Here is a 17,892-nt window from a genome sequence, read left to right on the forward strand (position 1 = left end):
ATAAGTTTAAACAAAATATTAGGGCAATACTTGAGTTTGGAAACCCGGGTTTGATTGTCCGCTCAGCACATTCCCCTGCGTTCCACGGCTCCCCGCAAAAAGGCGGATGGCCAATCCACTTCGGGAAAAGCGCTTCACTAAAAAACATCTTGAACACCATCCCCGTTTTTGCCACTCCATTGCGCTAACCCTTCCCGCGATGCTGGGAAGGAACGCTCCATTCCCTAGCCAAAAAGAGGATGGAGTCCGCTTGCCAACGGAAAGCCACCGGTGCGGTTTTCTTGACGAGATTTTTGGCAAGCCCTTCTTGGGACCTTGCTCAAAAATCCCTAAAAACCGAACCGTTGGCCTGCACATTTTAAGGGGTTTATAATGGATAAAGCCTTTTGCTGTTTTTCGGAGCATCGAAAAACGGGCAGGGCATAACCCATTCTAGATTAAATCCAATCGCTCGCCTCGCTCAACTTTCCGTATGCTCGGGTCGCCACTGGCTTTAAAAGAATTGCTAATGCCCTTGTGGAACCCGTCAAGACCGTGCAGGTTTCAGAAAAAAATAGGGTCTCTACTTCCTTGAAATCCCAAGGGATTTGCTACGTCGCAGACACTCCCGATTTTTTCCTGAAAGTCTTGACAGAACCCACTTTATCCATTGTGCTGCGCACGAAAGAAATCATACAACGCACCCCTTAAAATTCAGTTGTTTCCCTTGTGGTCACTGAGCGAAGTCGAAGTGAAGAAGGGAATTTCGGATGGACAGGGGAAATTATTAACCTTTTAAATTTTTTAGTTATGAGTACGATTAGAAACCATGTACAGTTGATCGGGAATGTTGGGCAAGAGCCAACGGTTACGAACCTAGAGAGCGGAAAGAAAGTCGCCCGTTTTTCATTGGCCACGAACGAACATTACAAGAACGGTAAGGGCGAGAAGCAGACGGATACCAATTGGCACAACGTAGTGGCCTGGGGCAAGACCGCTGAGATTATCGAAAAGTATGTCGAAAAGGGCAGGGAAGTCGGTGTGGTCGGCAAGCTGAAGACAAGGTCCTATACCACCAATGAGGGCGACCAACGTTACGTGACCGAAGTGGTTAGCGATGAAATCCTTTTGCTTGGAAGCAAGGGCGATTAGTAGAACCTAAAGGCAAAGGGGGCGTAACCGTCACGGTAAACGCTCCCTTTCTTTACAATGACAATCAAAAAACCAATAATTAAAATTTTAGAACGATGGACAAAAAAGCAAATATTATAAATGAGCGGCTCCAATATTTCAACGGAAGCGAAGTGTTTTACCAAATCCCCTTGCTCCGTACCCGTTTTACGGACGGTATAAAGTACCTCGCCGATGCAGCCGAATGTTTTTGGCTGGTAACGGACAGCTCCGTGGTCGCCAAAAGTCTAAGGGATCGCAGCAGTTGGGTGACCATAGACTTCAAACGGTTACCGAAGGACAAGCGGGAAGCCTCGGGCTATGAAGCCGAGATCATCTACAGTGATGGGAACGACAATGTTCTGGAAAGGCACGGGTATAATGTGACCGATTTTCCATTGGACGAGCTACGGTTGTTCTTTGTTAACGATACGCTGATGTTACCAAGCGAATATTGATACCCAATGGGAAACTTTACAGAGCTATGTGTCTGCACTTTTGTGTTGAATGTTTGAGAACACCAAATAACCACAAACAAGCCCTTATTAAATGAGGGCTTTTTCTATGTGAAAAGGTTAAAAAAGCATATCTTTATATCGCTGTAAATCAGTATGCAAAATTATATGGCTATCCCATTTTTGACTTTCGCCGATAGCCGTATCCATCATTTTTGAACATATCGGAATTTTTGGAATTCCGAAAAAAGGCAATCCATCTTTGGACTGGATTGTTTGGAATTTTGTTCGCCTTGCGGCGAACGAAATGGAAAAGCAAGAGGGTAACACGCGCAGCGGTGTTACATTTTTGATGTTCCTCTAGAACGCTTATATAATAAGGGTTTTGGGGCGGTGGCCGATTTGTGGTCTGGGCCTTTGGCCAAGATTTTTCAGAAAAAACCTTGGCAGCCCAATAAAAACAATAAAATTTTTCAGAAAAAATGGATAAAGGCTATGAAAAAGAACGATTTGAAAAACTAGGAATCAAGGCTTCGGTGGCCAAGAGGTTCAGGGTATTCTGCAAAAAGATGTCCTGTTCCCAATCGATGGGGCTGCTGATGATGGTCGATTTTTTCGAGGAGCACGGCATTTCGCCAAAGGAATCTTTGGGGCCAAACATGCAGACGTTGGAAAGTAAAATCAAGAAACGAATTAATGCCGTCATCGCCATCATGCGCGATGTGGAAAAGACCCAGACCAAGCCCACGGTCGCCATGTTACAATCTTTATTTGAGGTTGACGAACCCAAAAAGAAACCACTCATTCGAGAAAAGAAATATGCCGGGGATAAACAGAAAGAGCCCAAGTTCAGGGAAAAGAAGAGCACCAATGATAAACCTTAAACCAATCTACCATGTACATTACCATCACGCCCCAGAAATTGGGAACGGACTATCCGCAAAGTTCGGCCGACTTTGTGGGCTATCTTGAAAAGGAAAACGATGGCCTGGCCAAAGAAGATATGGAGCACTTTTTCAACCAGTACGGCGATAGAATATCGGCTGGGGAAGTGGTCAGGGAAATTGACGGCAACACCGCCAAGCTCAAAAAGAAAGAGCCCAAGTTCTATTCAATAACGGTCAGCCCCTCTAAATATGAACTGCGGAAGCTTCAGGACAGCAGCAAGGACCTTAAGCGCTATACCCGCGAGTTGATGAAGGACTACGTGGCCAGTTTCAACCGTGAGATCAATGGACGCCCCATAACGGTCGATGACATCAAGTATTTCGCAAAGATCGAGCACACGCGGACCTTCAAGGGCACGGACAGACAGGTGGGCGAAAATCAGCCCTTTGCCACAAAGATACTCGGGCTCAAGACTGAGATACGACAGATAGAGAACGGTAGCTTGGCGGGCAATGTCGGACAAAAACGGGTCCAGATTGCCAAATTGGAACGGGAGGCACCCCACCAACAGAATGGCAAGCGCATAGTTCAAGGCATGGAAAAGGCGGGCGACCAAAGTCACGTACATATCATTGTTAGCCGAAAGGATGCCTCCAACACCTTTAGCCTGTCCCCGGGCAGCAAGCACCGGGCCTCCCAAGTGGAGATGCACGGCAAGGTGGTGAAGCGGGGCTTCGACCGTGACCGGTTCTTTGAACGTGCGGAGCAGACGTTCGATAGGACGTTCGGTTACAAACGTAACTATGCCGAGACCTATAAGGCCAAAAAGAACTTTGTGCAACACCCGAAACTTTACTTTGCTGCCCTTATGGACCTGCCGGCCAACGAGCGGGCCATGGCCTTTAAGATCATCGGCAAGTCGGGGGCGCCAATGCTGCCCAGTATCCCCACCAGTCAGGCTCAAATGGCATTGCGGATATTCAAGCGGTTACGACGAGGCGCGGAAATCGCCGTGAAATCAAGCTCAATAGGAATCTAAAATCAAGATTATGGACAATTATATTCAGGTCATATTTGCAGTAACCGGTATGGGCGCCCTGTTTTACGGCAGTTTTGGTATGGTCAGATATGCATTTGCCCTAAACCTGTTGTTGACCGGTCTATTGGTGTTCTATCTATCAAGGGAGTTGGAAATGGCCCTAGCGTTGCTCTATTACGCCTGTCCGTTATTGCTTATCAACACAGTGGGCTATGTGTTCCTGCACAGGGCTGACCAATCAAAAACAGGAAACGATATATACCGTGTGGGTTTTGCCACTACCAAAGGCCGTTTCGAACTGAACAACATCAAGCGTGGTGCATCGGTAATCGGTTCCGCCGGGAGCGGAAAGACCGAAAGCGTGGTCTATGGTTTCCTAGAGCATTTCCAAAAACATGGGTTCTGTGGTGTCATCCACGATTATAAGGATTTCGAGCTCACCGAAATGGCCTATCCGCTTTTTAAGGATAGCGAGGTGCCGTTCAAGGTCATTTCCTTTGAAAACATCATCCATAGAGCCAACCCCATTGCCCCGCGCTATCTGGAAAGTGAGGAAAGCGTCAATGAGGTTTCCCGGGTACTGATCGAGAACCTATTGGAACAACGGGAAAGTGGCTCAACGGGCACGACAAAATTCTTCAACGATGCCGCCGAGGGACTTGTGGGAGGTCTGATCTGGAAACTGAGGACGGATTACCCCCAATACTGTACCCTGTCCCATTTGATAGCCATATACCAATTGCTGGACACGGACAGCCTGATCGGATTTTTGGAGACCAACACTACATCGAGGGCCATGGCGGACGCATTCATCAGCGGAAAGGATTCCGAAAGGCAGACGGCGGGTGTTAAAAGCACCCTGGCCAATGCGCTGAAACGGATCAGTACGCAACGTATTTTTATGGCGTTGTCGGAGGATGAAGTACCGTTGGATATCAACAGCGAAGAAAACCCTGCCGTTATTTCCGTGGTGAACAATCCCAAATATGAGACATCCTATGCACCGGTTATTGCCACCATCATCCACACCATCACCAAACAGATGAGCGTGCGCCATTCAAGACCGTCCTTTCTTTTGATGGAAGAAGCGCCGACCATTAGGTTGTTGAACATGCACCGTATTCCGGCAACGCTCAGGAGCTATGATATTGCTACGGTCTATGTGATGCAGGACAAGATACAGAACGATATGATGTACGGCGACAAGGCGAGCCGTGCGATCTTGGGCAACCTGTCCTATCAGTTCTTTGGGAAAGTGAACGACCCGGATACCGCCAAGTATTACGAGCGCTTTTTTGAAATAATAAAAGATCCGACAAAGAGTGTCAGCCGTGGGCACAACCTGGATTTTGATACGCGGGTTACTACAGGCGAAAAGGAAATACCGAAGGTTCGGGCGGACGTTTTTTTCAGGTTAAAGCAGGGCGAGTTCATTACCTATGCAGATGGCAGGGATAAAAAGGTACAGTTCAAACTGGCCAGAATACAGAGGGAACTGCCCAAAGGTGAAAGGCCATATTCAAGTGCCGACCTACAGGCCAATTTTGATAGGATATATGATGAGGCCCGGTCGATTTTTTCCTAACCCATCACATATTTGGTCAAAATTCTGTTTTCTTTTTAAGAGCTTCCAGTTCAACCCCCAAAGCATTGAACATCTGAAGAATACTGCTAATCTTCAATTCGTCGGGACTATATTCCTGTGTTTGGATGGCACAGGTGAACTCCCATAGCTCCAGGATTTCATCGGCCTTGATTTCATAGGGGAGGTATTCCCTGTTATCCGAAACCAAGAGCAGCGTCCCTTTGGAATGCAATTGGTCAAAGACCCGTTTATAGACCATGCCATCGTTTTTGGTCAAAAGCACATAGGTCGTGCCGTTTTTGATGTCTGCCATGTCCTCAACATAGCGACCAACAATGAACGAACCATCTTTCACGGGCAGCATCGAATCCCCTTTAATGGGAAAGGCGCGGTGCTTGCCAGAGGGAAGGAACGGTAACTTTATCTTCTCCAGTTGTTCGATGTACTCCGGATCATCATATCCGGCCAGATACCCAGCGGAAGTCTTTACGGGGACCACCTCGATCAGGTCCTCATTTTCTGAATCCACCATAATGGGGAACAGCACCCGTTGGTTGCCCAAGTCTATAAAAGAAAAATCTTTGGCCTTGGTGAGGTCCTTTTTGATAAGGATATCGACAGGTATCTTGAAGAAATCCGATAGGGTTACCAATAGCTCCAGATTGGGTTCGGAACGTCCTTCCTCTTTGGAGCCGAGGTTCGATCGGGAAATGCCCAATTCCTCAGCGAGTTGTTCCTGGGAAAGACCTTTTAAATCACGAAGATGCCTGATGTTTTTGGATATAAAATTCATAATACTACAAAATTAAGCAATAAAAACTACATATTGTAGTTAATTTTGCTTTTCCAATGGAAAATAAAATTCTACATCTCGATTTGGATACTTTTTTTGTGTCCTGTGAACGGCGACTGGATTACAGTTTACAGAAGCATCCTTTGTTGGTAGGCGGAACGGGTGATCGTGGCGTGGTTTCCGCTTGCAGTTATGAAACCCGGAAGTTTGGCATCCGCTCTGGTATGGCGATGAAGTTGGCCAGACAACTCTGTCCCGAGGCAGTGGTCATAAAGGGAAATGCTGGGACGTATACTAAATTTTCACAAGAGGTCACGGAAATCATCAAGGAGCAGGTGCCCATTTTTGAAAAGGCGAGCGTAGATGAATTCTATGCAGACTTGACGGGAATGGACAAATTCTTTGGCTGCTACAAATACGCCACAGAGTTGAGGCATAAAATCATCAAGGAAACGGGACTGCCCATTTCCTTCGGACTGTCATCCAATAAAATAACCTCAAAGGTGGCCACGGGTGAGGCCAAGCCCAACAACCAGATGAAAATCGATTTTGGTCTTGAAAAAGCGTTTTTGGCACCGCTGTCCGTGCACAAGATTCCTTCCGTAGGCGGCAAGACCTTTCAATCCTTAAAGAATATGGGCGTTTTTAAGGTGCAGACCATTCAGGAAATGCCGGAGGAAATGATGATCAGTGCGTTCGGGAAAAATGGGCAGACCATTTGGCGGCGAGCTAATGGCATTGATAGGCCGCCACTGATCCAATACCATGAACGGAAATCCATTTCAACGGAACGCACCTTTTGGGATACGACCGATATGGTAAAGTTGCGAACCACGTTAACGGCGATGGCAGAAAATCTGGCCTTTGCCCTGCGGAACGGCAATAAGCTCACTTCCTGTATATCCATTAAGATCAGGTATGCCGATTTTAACACGTATACCAAACAAGTAAAGATACCGTATACCAGTGCCGACCATATCCTGATTCCAAAAGTATTGGAGCTTTTTGAACAGTTGTACCAGAGGCGGTTGTTGCTGCGGTTGGTAGGTGTGCGGATGGGCGATTTGGTTTCCGGGAACTACCAAATCAACCTGTTCGACGATACCGAGGAAATGTTGAACCTTTACGGCGCAATGGACCATATCCGCAAGCGATTTGGTGAAAACAAGATCATGCGGGCATCCTGTATGGGTGCGAAATCCATCGGTAGATTTTACAATGCGTTCAATGGCGAACCGCCAATGGTGTTGGCCCACAGAACCCAATAGCCTATGTACCTGAACTGCCATACTTATTATTCCTTACGGTTCGGGACGTTTTCCGAAATCGACCTATTGCAGCTTGCCAAGGACAACGGTGTGGGCGAATTGGTGCTTACCGATATTAACAATACATCGGCCTGCCTCAATTTCATCCGTAAGGCTCTTGATTTTGGCATTCGCCCGATGGTGGGCATTGATTTTAGGGATGGGGCAAAACAACTCTACGTAGGTGTTGCAAAAAACAATGATGGCTTCCGTGAGCTGAACGCATTTTTATCGCAGCATTCCCATAATGCCATCAAACTTCCCGAGGTCGCACCGGAGCTGAAAAATGTTTTTATCATTTATCCTTTTGAACAGCTTTTGCAGCTTGATAAGACCTGTTTTTTGGACAATGAATTCATCGGCATTTCCATAGAAAATTTAAGAAGACTGCCGTTTTCCGCCTATCGGAATTTTACCGATAAATTGGTGGTGCAACAACCCGTAACCTTCCGAAATAAAAAGGATTTTAACGCCCATAGGTTACTTCGGGCCATTGACAACAACACGCTATTGAGCAAACTATCCACTACGGAAGAAGCCAGTGAAACCGAACGGATGCTGCCCTTGGAAGATTTGTTGGGGCGTTATCAAGACTTTCCCCATATCATCCAAAACACAGAAAATCTCTTGTCGGAATGCCACATTGATTTCAGTTTTGGTACTAACAGGGTATCGCAGAACCAACAGGTTTTTAGCGAATCAAAGGAGCAAGACTATAAGCTATTGACCGAACTCTGTAACAAGGGCCTGCCCAAACGCTATTCAAATCCCAATGACATCGTTCTTGCCCGACTGGAAAGAGAATTGCAGGTCATACGAAAGTTGGATTTTGTGTCTTATTTCCTGATTAACCATGATATTGTGAGCTATGCCAAGAGACAAGGGTATTTTTACGTAGGCCGTGGCAGTGGAGCAAACAGTATTGTAGCTTATATCATTGGGATAACCGATGTTGATCCCATAGAACTCGACCTATATTTTGAACGCTTTATCAATCCGTTCCGGGCTTCACCACCCGATTTTGACATTGATTTTAGCTGGCGTGACCGTGATGATGTTACCGCCTATATCTTCAAACGCTTTCCAAATACGGCATTGTTGGCTACCTACAATACCTTCAAATATCGGGCTACGGTACGGGAATTGGGCAAGGTGTTCGGATTGCCGAAAAGCGACATTGACCAATTGAGCGATGGAAACTTTCCACCCTCAAAATTGAACGACATCCATAGGCTCGTCATCAAATACGGTTCACTTATCCAAGGGATGCCCAACCACCTGAGCGTACATAGCGCAGGAATCTTAATACTGGATAAACCCGTTCATTATTATTCGGCGACCGATTTACCGCCAAAGGGATTTCCAACGGTACAGTTCGATATGATTATTGCCGAGGATGTGGGCATTTTTAAGTTCGATATCTTGGGGCAACGGGGGTTGGCGAAAATCAAGGATGCCATAGACATCGTAAAAGAGAACCGTCCCGAGCTTCCCGAAATCGACATTTCGCAAATTGAAAAATTCAAGAGGGACGACAACCTGAACCAAATGCTTTCCAAGGGAAAGGCCATAGGGGTGTATTATGTGGAATCCCCAGCAATGCGTGGGCTGATGAAAAAGTTGCAAGTAAGTGATTATTTAAGTTTGGTGGCCGCCAGTTCCGTAATTCGTCCTGGTGTTTCCTCATCAGGGATGAAAACCGAGTTTATCCGTAGGCATAGGGAACCGGAACGAAGAAAGGAAGCCCATCCCGTTCTGGCTAAGATTATGCCAGAGACCTATGGCGTGATGGTTTACCAAGAAGATGTGTTGAAAGTGGCCCACGAGTTTGCCGGACTGGATTTGGGCGAGGCCGATGTATTGCGACGGGGAATGAGCGGTAAGTTTCGCTCCCGGGAGGAGTTCAAGGCCGTGGAATTGAAGTTCAGGAGCAACTGCTTGGATAAAGGCTATTCGGAAACGGTCATCAATGAGGTCTGGGAACAGATTGCCAGTTTTGCGGGTTACGCCTTTGCCAAAGGGCATTCGGCCAGTTATGCCGTGGAGAGTTACCAAAGCCTCTATTTGAAATGCTACTATCCCTTGGAATTTATGGTGGCCGTACTCAATAACGGTGGTGGCTTTTATAGCAGCGAACACTACATTCAGGAAGCCCGGATGTGCGGTGGCATTATCCACGCCCCTTGCATCAACAATAGCGACCACGCCAACAGTATAAAGGGGGAACATATTTACTTGGGATTTGGCTACCTGAAGCATTTGGAAACTTTTTTGGTACAGCGGTTATTGACGGAAAGACAGCTCTACGGGAAATTTGAATCGTTGGATGATTTTATTGACAGGGTTGTGGTAAGTATCGAGCAACTGACGATTTTGATTCGCATCGGGGCGTTCCGGTTTACCCATAAATCGAAGCCTGAATTGCTATGGCAGGCTACGTTCAAATTGAATGCTTTGGGAAAGCGGAGCGCCCATCCGCAGTTGTTCCGTCCCAAACACCGAAATTTTCCCTTGCCCGAGTTCAATCAGGGATGGTTGGAAGATGCCTATGACGAAATGGAGCTTTTGGGCTTTCCGTTGTGCAGCTATTTCGACCTGATTTCAGAAACCCCAAAATCCAATTGGATGACCAAAGATATGCCCAAGTTCAAGGGCAGGGAAATGTTATTGTACGGCATTATGGTGAATTCAAGATTCCATAAAACAAGCCAGGGCAAGCGGATGCGATTGAGTACGTTTATCGATGATCAGGGCGAGTATTTTGATGGGGTACATTTTCCAAAAGTGGTCGATAAGTACCCCATTCATGGTAGGGGCGTATATGCCTGTTATGGCAAGATTACCGAAGAATTCGGGCATTTTAGTATGGATGTGATGTGGAGTAAAAAAATGCCCTTAAAGACCGACCCTCGCAGCCCTGATGAACCGACTTATGAGGATGTCTTTAAACTAAAATCCGCCAAACGAAAGGAAATTAAAAGCTAATTCGGTATATTGTAACAAACATTTTTTGTTATGTGTTACCGGACCAGACTCAACGCCAAATTAGAGGATATAGAAAAATCGTTCGATGCCTATTTTGAGGAAAAGGAGCGTTACCAACCCAGTGAGGAAATCAATGGTTTTGCACATTCGCCCTATCCTGTTATCGTGGATGAAAGCCCAGGCGAAATCCAATTTTATAGTTGGGGCTTGATACCGTTTTGGGCAAAGGATAGAAAAATCCAAAAGGCGACCTTGAACGCCAAGGTGGAAACCCTTGACGAAAAACCGTCTTATCGCAATTCTGTACAGAAACGGTGTTTGGTAGTGGCGGATGGGTTTTACGAATGGCAATGGTTGGATCCAAAGGGCAAGGCCAAACAAAAGTTCGTCATAAAACCACAAGACCAAGACATTTTTGCACTTGCGGGGATTTATTCGCTATGGAACAACCCCGAAACCGGGGAGGAATTGGGAACATATAGTATCGTTACTACCGAGGCAAACGAGCTGATGAGCGAAATACATAACACCAAGAAAAGAATGCCCATAGTTTTAAGGGAACAGGATAGAAACCGTTGGCTGACCAATGATGATTATAGCTCGTTCGCTTTTCCCTACGAAACCAATTTGGTGGCTTCCAAGTGTTAGATTTGCCAAAAATCAAAACGGGGATTTTTCACGTAATCCTTTTTCTGTAACCTTCCAGTGGCCATCCACTTTTACGAGTTTTAAGGTTTCGGGCTCATCGCTGTATGAAGTGGAGAACCTTACCCAGGCCGTATCGCCGTTAACGGCTTCATCCAGAACCTTGAAATTTGATGCGCCTTCCATTTTGGAGGGAACTAGTATATCATGAACGGCCGTAAAGGCTTCGTAGCTTTCGGGCGTGGTGTTCTGTTTTAAGGCGGAAAGGTCCTTTAGGTAAAAGCTTTCGATAACGATTTGGGCGGTTTCAACGGGTGATTTTTGTGCCGCGGTGCAGGCCATAAAAAGTATCAGCCAGAGGTAGGGGACTATTTTTTTCATCTGTTTGGGTTTTGGTAATAATCTGTTTTATTAATGTTTAAATGGTATGGCCTGTTGCGGGTTATCATTTAATAGTCTCAATTAGGGTTGTTAATGGTTCTGTGCGATATTTTCAACTTTAGGTTACGCTCACCGTTCCTTTCATTGAGTTCCAATAGGACCAAACGCTCGTCACTAATGGAAAACTTCGGTACAGCATAGACCACTTTGGCCTTTTGGCCTTCCTTGATTTTTGACGGTGCACCATAAATATAGAGCGGAGCGACATCCAAACGCTGTAATGATTTTTTTCTGCCCTTATTTCTGGTCTTGATGCTTAGGTCCAGAAAGTTTACATCATAATCCAATGACGATCGGTTCTCGATGGCCATCACGAAATACAGTTCCTCCCTGTCGAAAACAATATTCTCGACCCTCAGCACTATGCCGTCGTGCCGTTTTTTAAGCTTGCCGATGCGCTGCCTTCTCTTGACCAAATACGAACAGAACCGTTCATAATATCTGGTCTTCGGATCGGCGGAAGGCACCGATTGTATCGTTTTGTCCAAATGGGATGCCTTCGGTTTTTCATTACCAATGGACGCCGAACCCGGAATGAAATAATTCAGTTTTTCCAGTGTAGGACTATATCTTATAATATACGAAAAAATGTCACCATTATAGTTGATTATCAAAAGATTACTTTCTTTTCCAGGGGTGGCCTGCAACAATCCGAAATACTGCTGTTTTTCACGGTTATAGGTGAAAACGAAGTTGTCTGCACCGGTAATACCCTGTCTAATGGGATTGGGAAAGAACAGGGCCACGTTCTTATGTTCGTTGGCATAGATGGTGTCCAAGGTCATTTTGGGCTGGGCACTTAAAAAGGCCGTGGCCAAGAGGAAACTGAATAGGATGGATGGATGTTTCATGTGTCTGGATATTTATGGTTCTGGTTTCAATAGGAGCCTGTAGTTGTTGACCACGGTAACCTTTACGGTCCGGTTGTTGCGCTGGAACACTTTTTTGATGCCGCCGACCTGTGGAAGCCCGACGACATTGATGTCGTCGACAATGTCCTCCACGATCTCACGGCCGGCCTCGGCACGGAAACTGTTCTCCACATAGATGCCCTCAGTGCCGTCCTGTAGGTCAAAGGCCTTCAGTTTGATGGGGTGGTGCCCGATGTTTTCAATCCTTATCATCGCGCGATTGGGCTGGAAGCTGATAAATCCATATATCGGAGTGTTTTTTGGAACAACTTTATTCCCAATCTTGGCATCCTTTGCGAGCCGCATCCGTAACCGATGGTTGGTACTCACGGTCTGGTCGCCATCCACCGTCACATGTATTACGGAATCCGTATGGCGTAGGTCCAAAATAGGATTTTTGACCGGGGCAGAAGCAAAGAAGAGTTGGTGCTCCAGTCCCATTTCTTTGGCTCCAACTTTCGCATCCGTTTTGACCACGGTGTCCCTATCCTTTTTCGGCTTACGGTCAGTTGAACTTGGTATGGTCTTGGAATAAGTGTTTTCGGAATAACTTATCCTGTTGGCCCTATAGATGCTGTCCACGATATGGCGTTTCCTTTTGATGGGCAGGTCGGGGTCGTAAGTGCCGGTGGAGTCCAATAGGCTCTCGTCATAGATACTGGGCGCATTGGTCTGGCGGACTTCCTTCAGGTCGTCGATGGCCTCCAATTTGGAGTCATACTCCTTTTGTTCCGCTTCCAGTTCGGGCACCTGGACCTGCTCCAGATTTTCATCCCCATCACCGGCCCCGTCCATCAACATGGCGGAATAGGCGATCAGGAATATCACCACCGTGGCCAGTACCACGGCGAATACTATTTTGTTCTTTTCGATTTTCATGGTGTTCCGTTTTGTATTTTTCTAAGGCGCTTTTCAAAATAATCCGTGATGAGCAGGCCGTGCGGGTTGTTGGGAAAGTGACGGTCCACCCGTATGAGCTTCCCCGTGGTGATGAGCTCGTAGGTATCGGTGGTCGCCCCGCGGTTGATTTCAAAGACACACCTGGTCTCGAACCCGTAAGGTTCGTTCTGCACGTCCACTTTCGATTCAATGTCCAGTACCCTTTGCACCAGTGAGTACTGGAGCAAGCGGTTGAAGACCCCGTCCGCCTTTTTCTGCCGATAGAGGTTGTCCACCGAACTGTTGCCCAACCAAAGCGCCTTTTCGAGGTGCCTTTCATAATTGCTGGCATCGATGTCGTAGAAATAGGTATGGAACAGTTCCAGGTGCGACAATATCTCCACCTTCAGGTTCTCGTTCTGCGAGACCAGTTTCAGGGGAATGGCACTGCCATCGGTATTGACCACAAAGGCGCTGCCCACGGTGTCCCTGTGCAGTTTGATGACCATCAGTACGGATACGATGGCCGTGACCGCAGCGGCGATGACCGAGGCCAGTACGATGAACCGGTTCAGCTTTAGCACGTCGTAGATGTTCTTATAAGGTGTTTTCATTCATTTGGGTGTTGGTTTAAAAAAAAAATCAGCATGATTTGGTCTACCCGCCACTGAACAGCCGGAGCGTGAACGAAGTGGCCTTGCTGTAGAGCTTGAACTTCAGGAACACAATGAACCCGATTGAGCCCAACTGCAACAGGGGCGCAAAGAAATGGCTGCCCCAGTCCGTGCCGAAGAGGTTGCCCCAGAAATTGGTGTTGACCTCCGTGTAGAGGTTGTTGATGAACACGTTCACCAGAAAAAAGGCGGGCACGAGCATATAAACTGCGGCATAGAGCCTAAAGAACTGGTAGGCCATGGGCCTGAACTTCTCGAACACGGCCAAACTGATGACCAGTGGGAAAAAGGCCTGCATGATGCCCAACAGAAAATAGCGCTCCGCTAGAAAAAGGGGATAGATAAAAATATCCAACAGCCACAGGAAGATGCCCACGATAAAGGCGATGAGCTTCAGCCCATAGAGCGGCGTCACCAAGGCCTCGTACAGCAGGGCAAAGGCTTTTTTGGCGGCTTCCAGTGCGCCCACATCCCGTTCCAGATCGATGTCCTGCATCTGTAGTGGGAGGAGCGCCGGAGCCGTGTCGCGGTACTGGGCCTCAATGGCCACCAAAATGGCATCGAAGGCGCCCAGCACCTGTGTGGAAAAGATGACCAGTATGACCACCGCAAAGTTCTTGGCCAGTTCGGTAGGGGTGAGCCCCCAGGTATGGCCGTCCCTATCGGCGAGGCCCTCGTTGTACTTTTTCAGGATGTTGATCAGGAAAAAGAGAACCGCCAAGGTCTTCATGCCCGTAATGGTGTACTGCGAGAACTCGCTGTTCTTTATCGTCTGGAACACCGTGTCCACATATTCCAATCCTATGCCCAAAGGGATTCCAACCATGTTCTAATATTTGGCGGCGCGGTTATTGATGGCGTCCTGCATGGCCCTAAAGGCGATGATCTCGCGGTAGCGCTTGGTCTTGGCCTCGATCTCGGCCACCATTTCCCGGGATTCCTTTTCCTTGGCCTTGAGCACTTCAGCACGTTCAGCGTCCGTCATTTTCAGGGTGTTGCTGGTGAGTATCTTATCGATATACTCCAATCCTTCGAGGGAATTGCTGACGATATCGTTGAAGGAGTCCGAAATGCGGTCCACTTCATCGGCCTTGATGTAAGGGGAGTTGAGGATCTCCCTGAGGTCGTCCTGTACGAGGTCGAACAGGCGTTTGTTGTTCCGGGCCATTTCCCTGACGGCCTTGAGCTGTTTGATGGCATTGTTGACCTTTTCGATGTTCTCCTTTTGCGTCTTGAGGAACTGGACGGTCTTGAGCAATTGGGCGGTCTGCTTACCAGACTCGATCAGCGATTTGGTAAAACTGATAAAGTTGGTATTATCATACACCGGCATCCCCTGGCAGGCAGCGCCTGCGGGCAATAAAAGGACGAAGGCCAGTGCTAGTACAAAGGTTTTGGTATGCTGTTTCATGTTTAAAGGTTTTTAAAGGTTATTGATTTTTATGTTTTAAAAATTGTTCGATGGCGGTTTCCATGTCACCACAGGTTTCATAGAGTTCCATAATCTGGGTGCTTTCGCTGCCATCGGTCAGGTAGGCGGCAAAGACCTCTGGCGGTACTTCCAGCCTGAAGATGTTGCTCTCCTTGCCGATCTTGATGAACATCTCGGTGTGCTTGCGGTCACCGGTCAGGTTGTTGCGGATGGATTTGAGCTGGTTCAGGTCGTGGGCGGATAGGTTGAGCCGTTTCTTCAGTTCGGCGTAACCCTTTTCGTTGCGCAGGCTGTAGATGACCTGGGTGTTCTCCAATATACTGGCCGAGGTGGAGCTGTCGGGCAGTTGGTTGATGGACTGCAAAATGATGCCAATGGCGCCGTTCTGCTTGCGGATGGCCTGATAGTAGAACTCCACGCTCTCCAATACGTTGTCGAACTTCAGTTGCTTGGCGAACTCATCGAAAAGGATGATGCCCCGTTCGGAGCGGTTGCGCCAAATGGTGCGCTGGATGGCCGACTTGATGAGTTTTAGCATAACGGAAAGGATTTCTTTGTTGTCACGGACCTCGTCCAGTTCGAAGACGATGAGCCGTTTGTCCTCGATCTTATAGGTCTGGTCATCGCCCACATTGAACAGGAAGCTGTAGAGCCCGCCGTCCACATACTCCGAAAGGATGTGAAGAAAATCGGTGACGCTGAAATGGTCTTCCTTGATACTGAGTTCATGTAAGAGCGTATCCTTATGGCCATCGACAAAGCGGTAGAGCGATTCCAGTGAATGTGTCTTACGCACCTTCTTGTAGTAATGGAGCAGCACTTTTTTGATGGCGACCTCCTGGGCCTTGGTGGGACGGGTTTCGGCCATGAGCTCCAATAGGAACACTCCCAAATCCTCCAAACGTTCGGGTGTCAGGTCGGACTCCCGCGCCATAAAAAAGGGGTTGATGCCCAGGTTCTTGCCCTGTTCGTAGCGTAGGATGATGTGCGCATCGGGGTAGAGCTTGGCAAACTTGGAGTAGGAACCGCCCAGATCGATGATCACCAACCTGACATCCTGTTCAAAATATTGGCGAAGGATATTGTTGGCCAAAAAGGACTTGCCCTCGCCCGTAGGGGCGAAAATGGCAAAGTTCCGGGCCTTTATACGTTTCTTGTTCTCGTCCCAGACATCCTTAAGCACGGGGATGTTGTGTTGCCGGTCGTTGAATATGATGCCCTCGGCATCCGACCGGTAATTGGTATTGTTGATGAACAGGCAGAGGGCATGCTTCAGGTCGGTCACATACAGGTCGCTGTTCGAAAAATTGGAGCAGTGGCAGGGGTGCGAGTTCAGGAAATATTGCTTGCGCTCCTCGCCCTTTGGTGAGTAGGGCAGCATGTCCAGTTCCTTGAACTCCGTTTTGATCTTGGAGGCGACCTGGCCAAGACGTTCGGCATCACCGCACCAGAACAGTACATTGAGATGCCCGCGGATGATGCGCGATGAATCGTCCCGATTGATCTTATCGACGATGGCCTCAATCTTTTTGAGGACGACCTTGTTCTGTGTCCCGAAATTCGAACTTTTATTCAGCTCCTCGATTTTCTTCTCCAATAGCTTGCGCCATTTATGTTTGTCGTCGAGATAGAGGATATGGTTCACGATATGGTCTTCGTCCAGGTCCAGTCCGAGACCATCGATAAAACCCTGGTGGAACACGAAATCGTCGGAGGTGAAGCGGTCGTTGGTCTTGCTGCTCTGCACCGTTTCGCCAAAGCACAGCTCACTGTTGATGGCCAGAACGTCAAAATGGTGGTCACCGATATCGATATGGGGCTTTTTCAGTTGGATGTCCGTATCGAAGCCCTCGTTATAACCGTTGAAATAGTTGCCGGTAAGTGATATGATTTCGTTTTCACCCAATGGAGACAGGGAGACCCTTCGGCTGTTGTTCACAAAGGAGACGGCATCGTTCACCGCCGATATGAAGGCCTCGGCGTTGTGGTCCATTTGTCGGTATATGCCCTTGTCCAGCTTTCGGAAGGGGTTGGTGAACTTCGGGGCGTTCAGTGTCCGGTTGTGGGGCATTACAAAGAACAGGTAGCTTTGGTGCCGCAGGTAGCCGCGACCCTTGAAATAACCGTGGGTGGCCTTTTGAAGAAAGGTGCTGTTGGGCAACTGCTGTGCCGAATATTGGCATTTTCGGTATACCTCCTGTTTGTGGATGACCGTACCGTTGGGCAATGATTTAAAGGCTTGGAACCATGCCCCATGGATATCCTCGAAATCCGCTTCCGAAAGGGAATAGATCTCTGGTAGACTGACTCCATAACAGAGTACCAGGTTCCCGTTGCTGGCAAAGACGGTGTGTCCTTGGATATCCAATATGGGATGGTATGTGGAAAGGTTGATGTTATTCATGGTCCAATAGGCTCGTTTTTTTGTTGCTGATGGTCTTGGGGAACACTTTCTTTAGGTGCAGCAGTCCGGGGTTGTTGGCCATATGCACCAGGGCGACATAGAGCGCCCCGTTGAATGCCATTACCGTTAGGATGACCGCCCAGTTGAACGAAAAGATGATAAGCAGCAGGGAGCCGATAATGGATGTCATCATGAGCGCGAACAGGGCTATGGGCAATCCCATGATCATGGCGCGTTTTCTGATGTTCCTATAGACTTCGTAAGTTTTCATAAGGATTTAGGGTTTTTAAATGTCGCTTGGCGAC

General features: G+C 47.7%; 17 protein-coding genes. 8 read left to right on the forward strand and 9 right to left on the reverse strand.

Going from position 1 to position 17,892, the window contains the following annotated elements:
* Nucleotides 1-789: 789 nt before the first annotated feature.
* The 5 genes from ACIEHO_RS10675 to ACIEHO_RS10695 all read left to right on the forward strand — a co-directional run bounded on the left by ACIEHO_RS10675 (nt 790) and on the right by ACIEHO_RS10695 (nt 5,116).
* Nucleotides 790-1,131 carry a single-stranded DNA-binding protein gene (locus ACIEHO_RS10675; RefSeq protein WP_406971487.1) on the forward strand — a complete coding sequence of 114 codons (342 nt, stop codon included), beginning with the start codon at nt 790-792 and terminating at the stop codon, nt 1,129-1,131.
* Between the two features lie 95 nt (nt 1,132-1,226).
* Entirely contained in the window at nt 1,227-1,607 is a 381-nt protein-coding gene (locus ACIEHO_RS10680) for a DUF6876 family protein (protein WP_406971489.1), read from the forward strand.
* Between the two features lie 479 nt (nt 1,608-2,086).
* Entirely contained in the window at nt 2,087-2,488 is a 402-nt protein-coding gene (locus ACIEHO_RS10685) for a BfmA/BtgA family mobilization protein (protein WP_406971491.1), read from the forward strand.
* Nucleotides 2,489-2,499: 11 nt separating this feature from the next.
* Complete coding sequence (gene mobB, locus ACIEHO_RS10690) at nt 2,500-3,531, forward strand: MobB family relaxase (protein ID WP_406971493.1); 1,032 nt, start codon at nt 2,500-2,502, stop codon at nt 3,529-3,531.
* Nucleotides 3,532-3,580: 49 nt separating this feature from the next.
* Nucleotides 3,581-5,116, forward strand: coding sequence for a type IV secretory system conjugative DNA transfer family protein (locus tag ACIEHO_RS10695; protein ID WP_406971595.1), 1,536 nt, complete (start codon nt 3,581-3,583; stop codon nt 5,114-5,116).
* A 16-nt stretch (nt 5,117-5,132) separates the two neighbouring features.
* On the opposite strand, the gene ACIEHO_RS10700 is transcribed toward ACIEHO_RS10695, so the two are convergent.
* Nucleotides 5,133-5,909, reverse strand: coding sequence for an XRE family transcriptional regulator (locus tag ACIEHO_RS10700; RefSeq protein WP_406971495.1), 777 nt, complete (start codon nt 5,907-5,909; stop codon nt 5,133-5,135).
* A 56-nt stretch (nt 5,910-5,965) separates the two neighbouring features.
* Here ACIEHO_RS10700 and dinB point away from each other — a divergent pair, with 56 nt between their 5' ends.
* Genes dinB through ACIEHO_RS10715 form a run of 3 tightly spaced genes read left to right on the forward strand, consistent with a single transcriptional unit; the run spans nt 5,966 to nt 10,849 of the window.
* Nucleotides 5,966-7,177 (forward strand): DNA polymerase IV, encoded by a 1,212-nt coding sequence (gene dinB / locus ACIEHO_RS10705; protein ID WP_406971497.1) that lies wholly within the window; start codon nt 5,966-5,968, stop codon nt 7,175-7,177.
* A 3-nt stretch (nt 7,178-7,180) separates the two neighbouring features.
* Entirely contained in the window at nt 7,181-10,201 is a 3,021-nt protein-coding gene (locus ACIEHO_RS10710) for a DNA polymerase III subunit alpha (RefSeq protein WP_406971499.1), read from the forward strand.
* Between the two features lie 30 nt (nt 10,202-10,231).
* Nucleotides 10,232-10,849, forward strand: coding sequence for an SOS response-associated peptidase (locus tag ACIEHO_RS10715; RefSeq protein WP_406971501.1), 618 nt, complete (start codon nt 10,232-10,234; stop codon nt 10,847-10,849).
* A gap of 12 nt (nt 10,850-10,861) precedes the next feature.
* Here the strand turns inward: ACIEHO_RS10715 and ACIEHO_RS10720 are convergent, their stop codons facing one another.
* The 8 genes from ACIEHO_RS10720 to ACIEHO_RS10755 all read right to left on the reverse strand — a co-directional run bounded on the left by ACIEHO_RS10720 (nt 10,862) and on the right by ACIEHO_RS10755 (nt 17,858).
* Nucleotides 10,862-11,188, reverse strand: coding sequence for a hypothetical protein (locus ACIEHO_RS10720; RefSeq protein ID WP_406971503.1), 327 nt, complete (start codon nt 11,186-11,188; stop codon nt 10,862-10,864).
* Between the two features lie 116 nt (nt 11,189-11,304).
* Nucleotides 11,305-12,138, reverse strand: a complete 834-nt coding sequence (locus ACIEHO_RS10725; protein WP_406971505.1) for a DUF4138 domain-containing protein — start codon at nt 12,136-12,138, stop codon at nt 11,305-11,307.
* 12 nt (nt 12,139-12,150) lie between these two features.
* Nucleotides 12,151-13,077 carry a conjugative transposon protein TraM gene (gene traM / locus ACIEHO_RS10730; protein WP_406971507.1) on the reverse strand — a complete coding sequence of 309 codons (927 nt, stop codon included), beginning with the start codon at nt 13,075-13,077 and terminating at the stop codon, nt 12,151-12,153.
* Complete coding sequence (locus ACIEHO_RS10735) at nt 13,074-13,691, reverse strand: conjugal transfer protein TraK (protein WP_406971509.1); 618 nt, start codon at nt 13,689-13,691, stop codon at nt 13,074-13,076. The genes traM and ACIEHO_RS10735 overlap by 4 nt, the downstream gene beginning before the upstream one ends.
* A 43-nt stretch (nt 13,692-13,734) precedes the next feature.
* Nucleotides 13,735-14,577, reverse strand: a complete 843-nt coding sequence (locus ACIEHO_RS10740; RefSeq protein WP_406971511.1) for a hypothetical protein — start codon at nt 14,575-14,577, stop codon at nt 13,735-13,737.
* A 3-nt stretch (nt 14,578-14,580) separates the two neighbouring features.
* Nucleotides 14,581-15,162 carry a conjugal transfer protein gene (locus ACIEHO_RS10745; RefSeq protein ID WP_406971513.1) on the reverse strand — a complete coding sequence of 194 codons (582 nt, stop codon included), beginning with the start codon at nt 15,160-15,162 and terminating at the stop codon, nt 14,581-14,583.
* A 19-nt stretch (nt 15,163-15,181) separates the two neighbouring features.
* Complete coding sequence (locus ACIEHO_RS10750; RefSeq protein WP_406971515.1) at nt 15,182-17,587, reverse strand: TraG family conjugative transposon ATPase; 2,406 nt, start codon at nt 17,585-17,587, stop codon at nt 15,182-15,184.
* Nucleotides 17,580-17,858, reverse strand: a complete 279-nt coding sequence (locus tag ACIEHO_RS10755) for a hypothetical protein (protein WP_406971517.1) — start codon at nt 17,856-17,858, stop codon at nt 17,580-17,582. The genes ACIEHO_RS10750 and ACIEHO_RS10755 overlap by 8 nt, the downstream gene beginning before the upstream one ends.
* Nucleotides 17,859-17,892 lie beyond the last annotated feature (34 nt).

This window comes from Flavisericum labens (assembly GCF_045446075.1).
Taxonomy (GTDB): Bacteria; Bacteroidota; Bacteroidia; order Flavobacteriales; family Flavobacteriaceae; genus Flavisericum; species Flavisericum labens.

Bases quoted from the DNA above. Each gene is read 5' to 3' on its own strand.
- ACIEHO_RS10675 (WP_406971487.1), top strand. From the start codon at position 790: ATGAGTACGATTAGAAACCATGTACAGTTGATCGGGAATGTTGGGCAA.
- ACIEHO_RS10680 (WP_406971489.1), top strand. From the start codon at position 1,227: ATGGACAAAAAAGCAAATATTATAAATGAGCGGCTCCAATATTTCAAC.
- ACIEHO_RS10685 (WP_406971491.1), top strand. From the start codon at position 2,087: ATGGATAAAGGCTATGAAAAAGAACGATTTGAAAAACTAGGAATCAAG.
- mobB (WP_406971493.1), top strand. From the start codon at position 2,500: ATGTACATTACCATCACGCCCCAGAAATTGGGAACGGACTATCCGCAA.
- ACIEHO_RS10695 (WP_406971595.1), top strand. From the start codon at position 3,581: ATGGGCGCCCTGTTTTACGGCAGTTTTGGTATGGTCAGATATGCATTT.
- ACIEHO_RS10700 (WP_406971495.1), bottom strand. From the start codon at position 5,909: ATGAATTTTATATCCAAAAACATCAGGCATCTTCGTGATTTAAAAGGT.
- dinB (WP_406971497.1), top strand. From the start codon at position 5,966: ATGGAAAATAAAATTCTACATCTCGATTTGGATACTTTTTTTGTGTCC.
- ACIEHO_RS10710 (WP_406971499.1), top strand. From the start codon at position 7,181: ATGTACCTGAACTGCCATACTTATTATTCCTTACGGTTCGGGACGTTT.
- ACIEHO_RS10715 (WP_406971501.1), top strand. From the start codon at position 10,232: ATGTGTTACCGGACCAGACTCAACGCCAAATTAGAGGATATAGAAAAA.
- ACIEHO_RS10720 (WP_406971503.1), bottom strand. From the start codon at position 11,188: ATGGCCTGCACCGCGGCACAAAAATCACCCGTTGAAACCGCCCAAATC.
- ACIEHO_RS10725 (WP_406971505.1), bottom strand. From the start codon at position 12,138: ATGAAACATCCATCCATCCTATTCAGTTTCCTCTTGGCCACGGCCTTT.
- traM (WP_406971507.1), bottom strand. From the start codon at position 13,077: ATGAAAATCGAAAAGAACAAAATAGTATTCGCCGTGGTACTGGCCACG.
- ACIEHO_RS10735 (WP_406971509.1), bottom strand. From the start codon at position 13,691: ATGAAAACACCTTATAAGAACATCTACGACGTGCTAAAGCTGAACCGG.
- ACIEHO_RS10740 (WP_406971511.1), bottom strand. From the start codon at position 14,577: ATGGTTGGAATCCCTTTGGGCATAGGATTGGAATATGTGGACACGGTG.
- ACIEHO_RS10745 (WP_406971513.1), bottom strand. From the start codon at position 15,162: ATGAAACAGCATACCAAAACCTTTGTACTAGCACTGGCCTTCGTCCTT.
- ACIEHO_RS10750 (WP_406971515.1), bottom strand. From the start codon at position 17,587: ATGAATAACATCAACCTTTCCACATACCATCCCATATTGGATATCCAA.
- ACIEHO_RS10755 (WP_406971517.1), bottom strand. From the start codon at position 17,858: ATGAAAACTTACGAAGTCTATAGGAACATCAGAAAACGCGCCATGATC.